The organism is Roseateles sp. GW821-FHT09B06, assembly GCF_059418245.1.
In genome coordinates, this window is sequence record NZ_JBWKPM010000036.1 from 39,137 (window position 1) to 47,986 (window position 8,850).

The 8,850-nt window shown below is 69.7% G+C and carries 10 protein-coding genes; 3 read left to right on the plus strand and 7 right to left on the minus strand.

Features of this window, described 5'->3' with window-relative positions; translation table 11 throughout:
• Positions 1-9: 9 nt before the first annotated feature.
• Positions 10-1,251 carry a hypothetical protein gene (locus AC07OQ_RS22050; protein ID WP_495055285.1) on the plus strand — a complete coding sequence of 414 codons (1,242 nt, stop codon included), beginning with the start codon at positions 10-12 and terminating at the stop codon, positions 1,249-1,251.
• 183 nt (positions 1,252-1,434) lie between these two features.
• Here the strand turns inward: AC07OQ_RS22050 and AC07OQ_RS22055 are convergent, their stop codons facing one another.
• From AC07OQ_RS22055 to AC07OQ_RS22085, 7 genes are all read right to left on the minus strand, one after another.
• On the minus strand, positions 1,435-2,193 hold the full coding sequence (locus tag AC07OQ_RS22055) for a 3-hydroxyacyl-CoA dehydrogenase (protein WP_495055286.1): 759 nt from the start codon (positions 2,191-2,193) through the stop codon (positions 1,435-1,437).
• Positions 2,194-2,381: 188 nt separating this feature from the next.
• A complete protein-coding gene (gene adk / locus AC07OQ_RS22060; protein ID WP_495055287.1) occupies positions 2,382-3,035 on the minus strand; it encodes an adenylate kinase in 654 nt (217 codons plus the stop codon).
• A gap of 138 nt (positions 3,036-3,173) precedes the next feature.
• Entirely contained in the window at positions 3,174-3,941 is a 768-nt protein-coding gene (gene kdsB, locus AC07OQ_RS22065; protein ID WP_495055288.1) for a 3-deoxy-manno-octulosonate cytidylyltransferase, read from the minus strand.
• 58 nt (positions 3,942-3,999) lie between these two features.
• Positions 4,000-4,203, minus strand: coding sequence for a Trm112 family protein (locus tag AC07OQ_RS22070; RefSeq protein WP_495055289.1), 204 nt, complete (start codon positions 4,201-4,203; stop codon positions 4,000-4,002).
• 5 nt (positions 4,204-4,208) lie between these two features.
• Positions 4,209-5,228: a tetraacyldisaccharide 4'-kinase gene (gene lpxK / locus AC07OQ_RS22075; protein WP_495055290.1), complete on the minus strand. Its 1,020-nt coding sequence runs from the start codon at positions 5,226-5,228 to the stop codon at positions 4,209-4,211.
• The gene (locus AC07OQ_RS22080; protein WP_495055291.1) at positions 5,225-5,641 is read right to left on the minus strand and encodes an ExbD/TolR family protein; all 417 of its coding nucleotides are present in this window, start codon (positions 5,639-5,641) and stop codon (positions 5,225-5,227) included. Before AC07OQ_RS22080 ends, lpxK begins: the two co-directional genes overlap by 4 nt.
• Before the next feature lie 18 nt (positions 5,642-5,659).
• Positions 5,660-6,343, minus strand: coding sequence for a MotA/TolQ/ExbB proton channel family protein (locus AC07OQ_RS22085; protein WP_495055292.1), 684 nt, complete (start codon positions 6,341-6,343; stop codon positions 5,660-5,662).
• 353 nt (positions 6,344-6,696) lie between these two features.
• Here AC07OQ_RS22085 and xseA point away from each other — a divergent pair, with 353 nt between their 5' ends.
• Both xseA and AC07OQ_RS22095 read left to right on the plus strand, forming a co-directional pair.
• Positions 6,697-8,001 carry an exodeoxyribonuclease VII large subunit gene (xseA, locus tag AC07OQ_RS22090; protein WP_495055293.1) on the plus strand — a complete coding sequence of 435 codons (1,305 nt, stop codon included), beginning with the start codon at positions 6,697-6,699 and terminating at the stop codon, positions 7,999-8,001.
• A 70-nt stretch (positions 8,002-8,071) separates the two neighbouring features.
• Positions 8,072-8,653 carry a superoxide dismutase gene (locus tag AC07OQ_RS22095; RefSeq protein WP_495055294.1) on the plus strand — a complete coding sequence of 194 codons (582 nt, stop codon included), beginning with the start codon at positions 8,072-8,074 and terminating at the stop codon, positions 8,651-8,653.
• Positions 8,654-8,850: the final 197 nt, after the last annotated feature.

The window sequence follows — 8,850 nt, forward strand, 5'->3', positions numbered from 1 at the left end:
GCAGCAAACATGAAACTCAAGACTCTGGCCGGCGCCGCGGTGGGCGCGGCCGCCCTGGTGTTCGGCATGGGGCCGCAAGGCCAGATCGGCTTCCCGCAGGCGCAGGCCCAGGAGAGCGTGCGCCCCGAGGTGGGCAAGCATCTGAAGGATGCCGCGGCCCTGATCAAGGCCGGCAAGCATAAGGAAGCGCTGGCCAAGCTGCGCGACGCCGAGGCCGTCGGCGGCCGCACGGCGGCCGAGAACAACGCGATCGAGGGCACGCGCTTCTCGGCCGCGATGGGTGCCAACGATCCCGATTCGATGGCTCGCGCCTTCGATGTGCTGAAGCCCCGCCTGGCCGGCGCACAGCAGCTGCAGTACATGGAGGCCGTGGCCGGCACCTATCTGCGCGCCGGCAATGCCGCGAAGGCGCTGGAATGGGCCAACAAGTATTTCGCCGCGGGCGGCAGCAGCGCCACGATGAAGACCGTGCAGCAGCAGGCCCAGTTCAAGTCCGGCGACATGAGCGCCGTGCTGAAGGACACGCTGGCCGAGGTGCAGGCCGAGGAGAAGGCCGGCCGCGCACCGAGCCAGGACAAGCTGAACCTGCTGCTCTACGCGGCCCAGAAGAAGAACGACGGCGCGACCGAGGCCCTGGCCACCGAGAAGCTGCTGAACTACTACCCGCGCAAGGAGCTGTGGGCGCAGATCCTCGGTGGCCTGCCGTCGAAGAAGGGCTTCTCGGCCCGCTTCGGCCTGGACGTCTACCGCCTCAAGCTGGCCACCGGCAATATGCGCGGCGCCGACGACTATATGGAGATGGCCCAGCTGGCCGCCCAGGCCGGCTTCCCCGAAGAGGGCAAGAAGGTGGTCGAGCAGGGCCTGGCCGCCAATGTGCTGGGCCAGGGTGCGGAGGGCGCGCGCCACAAGCGTCTGCTGGACCTGATGGTCAAGAAGATCGCCGAAGGCAAGGCCGCGCTGGGCGAGGCCGAGAAGGCCGCCAGCGAGTCCAAGGCCGGCGACGATCTGGTCAAGCTGGGTCTGGCCCAGGTGTTCGGCGGCGACAAGGCCACCGGTCTGAAGCTGGTCGATGCCGGCATCGCCAAGGGCAATCTGAAGCGTGCCGACGACACCAGGTTCTACCAGGGCCTGGCCTATTACAGCGCCGGCGACGCGGCCAAGGCGCAGAACGCCTGGCGCGCGGTCAAGGGTACCGACGGTTCCGGCGAACTGGCCCGCCTGTGGAGTATCCACGCCCGCTCGAAGAAGTGATGCCCCTCGCCCAGGTCCCGGCCCGCAGGCCGGGGCTGGGCGGTCCCCCGAGGGGGCGCCGATGCACAGCGGGCTGGCCCGCCATGCATCGGCAGGAGTCGCCCTCGGGGCGGCCCGGCGGTTGCTGCCAACAAGAAAGCCCCGCGAGGGGCTTTTTTGTTGGTCGATCCGAGGGTCAATGGATCACTTCGGTGCCAGCCGGATCGCGCCGTCCAGACGGATCACCTCGCCGTTCAGCATGTCGTTGGTGACGATCTGGTGCACCAGCTTGGCATAGTCCTCGGGCTTGCCCAGGCGCGAGGGGAAGGGCACGTTGGCGGCCAGCGCATCCTGCACCTCCTGCGGCATGCCGAACAGCATCGGCGTGCCGAAGATGCCGGGGGCGATGGTCATGTTGCGGATGCCGTTGCGCGCCAGGTCGCGCGCGATCGGCAGGGTCATGCCCACCACACCGCCCTTGGAGGCCGCGTAGGCGGCCTGGCCGATCTGGCCATCATAGGCGGCCACCGAGGCGGTCGAGATCAGCACGCCGCGCTCGCCGGTGCTCTCGGGCTCGTTCTTGCACATGGCCTCGGCGGCCAGACGAATCATATTGAAGCTGCCGATCAGATTGACGTTGATCACCTTGCTGAAGACGGCCAGGGGATGCGCGCCGTCCTTGCCGACGGTCTTCACCGCCGGGGCGATGCCGGCGCAGTTCACCAGGCCCATCAGCTTGCCCAGCGACAGCGCCTTGGCGACGACCGCCTGGCCATCGGCCTCCTGGCTGACGTCGGCCTTGACGAAGGCGCCGCCCAGTTCCTGGGCCAGGGCCTCGCCGCGCTCGACCTGCAGGTCGGCGATCACGACCTTCGCGCCCTCGCGTGCCAGCATGCGGGCCGTGCCTTCGCCCAGGCCCGAGGCGCCGCCGGTGACGATGAATACCTTGCCTGCGATCTCCATCGCGGTCTCCTTCTGTGGATGAGTTACGTTGACGTAAACGTCAATTGTGGCGCAAATAAATGGCCGCATGCGCGGCCTGTGTAGAACTTGAATGCCTTTCCCAGCGGGTGCCGCCGATCCGGCTCTGCCGGGCGGCCGGCACCGCCCCCTAGAGGGGGCGCGCACAGCGCGTAGGGGTGGGTGGTCCGTCAGCCCAGCGCGGCGAGCGCGCGTGCGGTGATCTCGTCGACCGAGCCGATGCCCTCGATGCGGCGGTACTTGGGGGCCTGGGCGTCGCCGGCGGCGGCCCACTTGGAGTAGTAGTCCACCAAGGGACGGGTCTGGGCCTGGTAGACCTCGAGGCGCTTCTTGACGGTCTCTTCCTTGTCGTCGTCGCGCTGGATCAGGTCCTCGCCGGTGAGGTCGTCCTTGCCCTCGACCTTGGGCGGGTTGAACTTGACGTGGTAGGTGCGGCCCGAAGCCGCGTGGCAGCGGCGGCCGCTGATGCGCTCGATGATGGCGCTGTCGGGCACGTCGATCTCCAGCACGAAGTCCAGCTTGACGCCGGCGGCCTTCATCGCGTCGGCCTGCGGGATGGTGCGCGGGAAGCCGTCGAACAGGAAACCCTTGGCGCAATCGGGCTGGGCGATGCGTTCCTTCACCAGGCCGATGATGATGTCGTCGCTGACCAGGGCGCCGGCGTCCATCACCTTCTTGGCGGCCAGGCCCATGTCGGTGCCGGCCTTGATGGCGGCACGCAGCATGTCACCGGTGGAGATCTGCGGGATGCCGAACTTTTGGCAGATGAAGGCGGCTTGGGTGCCTTTGCCGGCGCCGGGGGCGCCCAGAAGAATCAGTCGCACGGGGTCTCCTCAATTTTCAAGGGTGAAGGACGCCTCGCCGTGAAGAAAGTCGCCCTTGCAAAACTGCGGGCGAGGATAGCATGGCAGGGCCTACCGCCCGCTGACGCCGGCTGCGCCTGTCACGGCACGCCTTGTCACTCAGGCGTCGGCGCGCAGCAGGGCGCGCACCCGCGCCAGATCCTCGGGCGTGTCGACGCCGGGCCCCGGCTTCTCGGCGCTGACATGCACCGCGATGCGCTCGCCATGCCACAGCACGCGCAACTGCTCCAGCGACTCGATCTGCTCCAGCGGGCTGGCCGCCAGCGTCGGGAAGCGGCGCAGGAAGCCGGCATGATAGGCATAGATCCCCACATGTCTCAGCGCCGAGCCGGGCTTGAACCCGGCCTCGCCCTGGCCGTCGCGCCACCAGGGAATCGGCGCACGCGAAAAGTAGAGCGCGGTGCCGCGTGCGTCGGCCACCAGCTTGACCACGTTCGGGTTGGCGAACTCGGCCCGACCTTCCGGCGTAGCGTCCAGCGCATGGGCCACCGTGCTCATCACGCAGTCCTCGCGCTGCTGCAGCAGGGCGGCGCAGGCGTCGATCATGGCCGGCGCGATCAGCGGTTCGTCGCCCTGCACATTGACCACCAGTTCGCGGCCGTCCAGCCCCAGCAGTTCGCAGGTCTCGGCCAGCCGGTCGCTGCCCGAGGCATGGTCGGCGCGGGTCATCACGGCGCGCACGCCATGGGCCTCGCAGGCCGCTTGCACCGCGGGCGCATCGGTGGCCACCACCACCTGCCGGGCCCGGGACAGCGCCGCGCGCTGCGCGACGCGCACGATCATCGGCAGGCCATGGAGGTCGGCCAGCGGCTTGTTGGGCAGGCGCGTCGAGGCCAGCCGCGCCGGCACGATGACGGTGAAGCTCATTCGGAAACCTCCGTGCGGTGCGACGCGGTGCGGATGCCTTCGGGCGGCCGGGCGGCGCTCATGCCGGCGGAGCGGGTGCCGTGTTCGGGGCGTCCAGCGGGCGCGCCTCGTTCTCCAGCATCACCGGGATGCCGTCGCGCACGGGGAAGGCCAGGCGGTCGGCGTGGCAGATCAGCTCGCGGCCGCCGTCCTCGCCGCGTTGATGCTCCAGCGGCCCCTTGCAGAGGGGGCAGACCAGCATTTCCAGCAATCGGATGTCCATGTTCGTCAGCGGCGTGGCGGCCAGCCGTTCAGCTGTGCCAGCAGCGCCTGCTCAAAAGATGCTTCGGGCCTGAAGTCTAGCGCCACCACCCAGGCCCGCGTCGCACCCAGGCGCGCCGGGTCGAGCTTGACCGCGTCCTTTTCGGTCAGCAGCAGCTCGGTGGTGTCGGCCGGCCAGGGCAGGGCGGCGAAGTCGTAATGGTCGGGCAGGGCCAGGCCGCGCACGTCGAGCCCCAGCGCGCGCAGCATGCCGAAGAAGCGCTCCGGCTGGGCCATGCCGGCCGCCGCGGTCACCGGCCGGCCGCGCAGGGCCAGCAGCGCGGCGCTGCCGGCGGGCTCGCCGCGCCACCAGGCCGCCAGCTCCACCGCGCCGGCCAGCTGGCGCCGCGCCAGATGGCCGGGCAGCGGGGTGCTGGGGGCCGCGGCGTTGTACAGCACCAGGGTGGGTTCGGCACTCATCGGTCGGCGCTGGCGCAGCGGGCCGGCCGGCAGCAGGCGGCCATTGCCCAGGCCGCGCTCGTCGAACAGCAGCACGCTCAGGGAACGCGGCAGGCGCCAATGCTGCAAGCCGTCGTCGCTGAGCAGCAGCCGGGTGTCGGGATGGGCGGCCAGCAGCGCGCGTGCCGCCGCCACGCGGTCGCGGCCCACGGCCACCGGCGCGCCGCTGCGCAGATGGATCAGCAGCGGCTCATCGCCCACCTCGCGCGCAAGGCTGTTGTGCGTCACCAGCCGCACGCCGTCGCCGCTGCCGCCATAGCCGCGCGAGATCACGCCGGCCTTCAGGCCCTGGGCCTGCAGCAGGCGCAGCAGGGCCAGGGTGGTGGGGGTCTTGCCGGCGCCGCCGACGATCCAGTTGCCGACCACGATCACGGGCACCGGCAGCGTGGCGGTCTTCAGCCAGCCGCGGCGGTACAGCACCGCGCGCAGCGCGATCAGCGCGCCGTAGAGCCAGCCCAGCGGACGCAGGGCCTGGGCCAGCGGGCCGCCCTCGCGCCAGGCCCGCTGCAGCCGCTGCTCGGCGCTCATTTGGTCTGGGTTTGCGCGGCGAAGGTCAGGCGCGACAGTCCGGCGCGGCGCGCCGCATCCATCACATTGACCACCGTCTGGTGCGCCGCGGCGGCGTCGGCCGAGACGATCACCATGGCCTCGGCATTGCCGCCCGAGGCCTGGCGCAGCGCCGCGGCCAGCAGCTCGGGCGAGCGCCCGTCCACCGTCTCGCGGTTGATCGCGTAGCGCCCATCGGCCGAGACCGCGACGATGATCTCCCTGGGCCGGTCTTTCATCGCCTCGGCATCGGCGTTGGGCAGGGTGACCTGCAGCTCGGTGAACTTGCTGTAGGTGGTGGACAGCATCAGGAAGATCAGCACCACCAGCAGCACATCGATGAAGGGAATCAGGTTGATCTCGGGATCGTCGGCCTTGCGCTGGCGGAACTTCATCGTCTGCCCCTCCGCCGTTCAGCGCGTGCCGGTGCGCGAGGTCTGCGCCTGCGCCTGGGCCTGCAGATGGGCCTGCATCGTGGCCAATTGGGTGAAGCGGGTCAGGTGCGTCATGAAGCGCTCGCTGGCCTGCTCCAGCTCCAGCACATAGACCTCGACCAGGCCGCGGAAGTAGCGATAGCACATCAGCGAGGGGATCGCGATGATCAGGCCGAAGGCGGTGTTGTAGAGCGCGACCGAGATGCCATGCGCCAGCTGGGCCGGATTGCCGCCGGTCGGGCTCTGGCTGCCGAAGATCTCGATCATGCCCACCACGGTGCCCAAGAGGCCCAGCAGCGGCGCCGCGGTGGCGATCGTGCCCAGCGTGTTCAGATAGCGCTCCAGCTTGTGGATGGCGGCACGGCCGGCCAGCTCGAAGGTCTGGCGCAGCCGGGCGTCCGGCATGCGCGGTTCAGCGATCACGGCGCGCAGGCCGGTGGCCAGCAGCTGGCCCAGCAGCGAGTTGTCGGCCAGCTTGTTCACCACGTCGGCCGCCGGCAGCTGCTGGTTGGTGACGCCCAGCACCTCCTCGAGCAGGCTGGGCGGCGCGATCTTGGCGGAGCGCAGGCTGGAAAAGCGTTCGATGATCAGGGCCAGGGCCACGACGGAGCACAGCAGAAGGGGCCAGATCGGCCAGCCGGCGGCTTGTATGATCGAAAACAAGGGTGCTCCTCTTGATGAGACCGACGGCGGCCCGACTCCCGTGGCCGCGTTTGCTGCGCGCGATTATGGCCCGAAGCCGCGGCGCCGCCGCGCAATCCGGGTCAGGTCTTGCCCGGGGCGCCGGACAATCCACCGCACCTGTGGATAACTTTGTGGGCAAGCCGGCTGCGATGCCGTCCGGGGCCCGCAGAATCAAGCAGTTGAACACTTTGCCTCTTTTTTGAGCAGGAAAAAGATCTTGAAAAACAAGCGTTTATGCGCGTGTGACGGGCTCGTGACGGGTCGAATGGCCCGCCAGGCCCCATTTGGCGCGGCTGTGGAGTTCTACCCCCGCGCCGGCATTGGGTTTGCGCATGGTTGAGCCCTGGAAAGCCGCGCCGCAGCGTGTGGTCTGGGGCGTGGCGGGCCTGCTGAAGGCGGTGTCGGATGCCCTGCAGGCGCGCTTCGCGGTCTGCACCGTGCAGGGCGAAATCTCCGGTTTCACGCGCGCCGCCAGCGGCCACAGCTACTTCAGCCTGAAGGATGCGGAAGGGCAGGCGGGCCTGCTGCGCTGCGCGATGTTCCGCCGCGCCGGCGGCTACCTCGACTTCACGCCGGGCGACGGCCAGCTGGTCGAGCTGCGCGGCCGGCTGGCGCTGTACGAACCGCGCGGCGAGCTGCAGTTCATCGTCGAGAGCATGCGCCGCGCCGGCGCCGGGGCGCTGTTCGAACAGTTCCTGCGCCTGAAGGCCAAGCTGGAGGCCGAGGGCCTGTTCGACCCGGCCGCCAAGAGGCCCTTGCCCGCCTTCCCGCGCCGGCTCGGCGTGATCACCTCCACCGCCGGCGCCGCGCTGCACGACGTGCTGACCGCGCTGCGCCGCCGCGCGCCACAGGTCGAGGTGCTCGTCTATCCCAGCCCGGTGCAGGGGGCCGAGGCGCCGCCGGCCCTGGTGCAGGCGCTGCGCCTGGCCAACGAGCGGGCCGCGCTCGACGGGCTGGACCTGCTGCTGCTGTGCCGCGGCGGCGGCTCGCTGGAGGATCTGTGGGCCTTCAACGACGAGCGCGTGGTGCGCGCCGTGGCCGCCTCCGGCCTGCCGGTGATCTGCGGCGTCGGCCACGAGACCGACTTCACCCTCTGCGACCTGGCGGCCGATCTGCGCGCGCCCACGCCCACCGCCGCGGCCGAGCTGGCCGCGCCGGCGCGCGCGGCCGAGCTGGAGCGCCTGCGCGCCTTCGCCGAGGCGCTGCGCCGGCGCGTCGACCACCGCCTGGACGTGGCCGCCCAGCGCCTGGATCGCGCGGCGCTGCGCCTGGCACGGCCCGCCGATGGGCTGGCGCGCCAGCGCCGCCTGCTGGACCTGCTGGCCCAGCGCCGGGGTCAAGCCTTGCCGCGGCGCCTGGAGCGCCAGCAGCAGCTGCTGGCCCAGCTGCAGGCCCGGCAGGCGCGCGCCGGCGAGACCCTGCTGGGCCGCCATGCACTGCGCCTGGACGCGCTGCAGGCGCGCCTGACCGCGCTGGATCCCAAGCGCGTGCTGGCGCGCGGCTACGCCTGGCTGGATGACGGCCAGGGCCGCGCGCTCGGCTCGGTCAAGCAGCTGCCGGTGGGCGGCACGGTGCATGCCGTGCTGGTCGACGGCGAGGCCCGGCTGCAGGTCCTCGACATCCGGTCAGGGACTTGAACAAGCTGCCTACAATCGTCGCGGATCGAATGAAGAATCTTCCACCCGAACACTGAAGAGGAGTTTTGATATGGAACATACCTTGCCCGCCTTGCCCTATGCCAAGGACGCCCTGGCCCCGCACTACAGCGCCGAGACGCTGGAGTATCACCACGGCAAGCACCACAACGCCTATGTGGTGAACCTGAACAATCTGCAGAAGGGCACCGAGTTCGAGACCATGTCGCTGGAAGACATCGTCAAGAAGAGCAGCGGCGGCATCTACAACAACGCGGCCCAGATCTGGAACCACACCTTCTTCTGGAGCTGCATGAAGCCTCAGGGCGGCGGCGCACCGACGGGCGCGCTGGCCGATGCGATCAACGCCAAGTGGGGCAGCTATGACGCCTTCAAGGAAGCCTTCGTGAAGAGCGCCGTCGGCAACTTCGGCTCCGGCTGGACCTGGCTGGTGAAGAAGGCCGACGGTACGGTGGACATCGTCAACACCGGCGCCGCCGGCACGCCGCTGACCAGCGCTGACAAGGCCCTGCTGACCGTCGACGTGTGGGAGCATGCCTACTACATCGACTATCGCAACCTGCGCCAGAAGTTCGTCGAGACCTTCCTGAGCAACCTCGTCAACTGGCAGTTCGCCGAGGCCAACTTCAACTGAATAGGCGCCCCCCTGCGCGCTGCGCGCGCGCCCCTCAAGGGGGCGAGTCCATAGGACCGGCAAAGCCGGATCCTCGGGTTCCGCTGGGGAAGAGGGTCTTACTACGCTGTTGACCCAACCTGTTGATTTCCGGCAAGAACTGACCCTCAACCGTCACTGATTTCCGTTCAAACCTGACCCACGTATGAACCCTAGCC

Coding starts and splice junctions, on each gene's coding strand:
- AC07OQ_RS22070 (WP_495055289.1), bottom strand. CDS start 4,203: ATGGACATCCGATTGCTGGAAATGCTGGTCTGCCCCCTCTGCAAGGGG.
- AC07OQ_RS22055 (WP_495055286.1), bottom strand. CDS start 2,193: ATGGAGATCGCAGGCAAGGTATTCATCGTCACCGGCGGCGCCTCGGGC.
- AC07OQ_RS22080 (WP_495055291.1), bottom strand. CDS start 5,641: ATGAAGTTCCGCCAGCGCAAGGCCGACGATCCCGAGATCAACCTGATT.
- xseA (WP_495055293.1), top strand. CDS start 6,697: ATGGTTGAGCCCTGGAAAGCCGCGCCGCAGCGTGTGGTCTGGGGCGTG.
- AC07OQ_RS22050 (WP_495055285.1), top strand. CDS start 10: ATGAAACTCAAGACTCTGGCCGGCGCCGCGGTGGGCGCGGCCGCCCTG.
- kdsB (WP_495055288.1), bottom strand. CDS start 3,941: ATGAGCTTCACCGTCATCGTGCCGGCGCGGCTGGCCTCGACGCGCCTG.
- AC07OQ_RS22095 (WP_495055294.1), top strand. CDS start 8,072: ATGGAACATACCTTGCCCGCCTTGCCCTATGCCAAGGACGCCCTGGCC.
- lpxK (WP_495055290.1), bottom strand. CDS start 5,228: ATGAGCGCCGAGCAGCGGCTGCAGCGGGCCTGGCGCGAGGGCGGCCCG.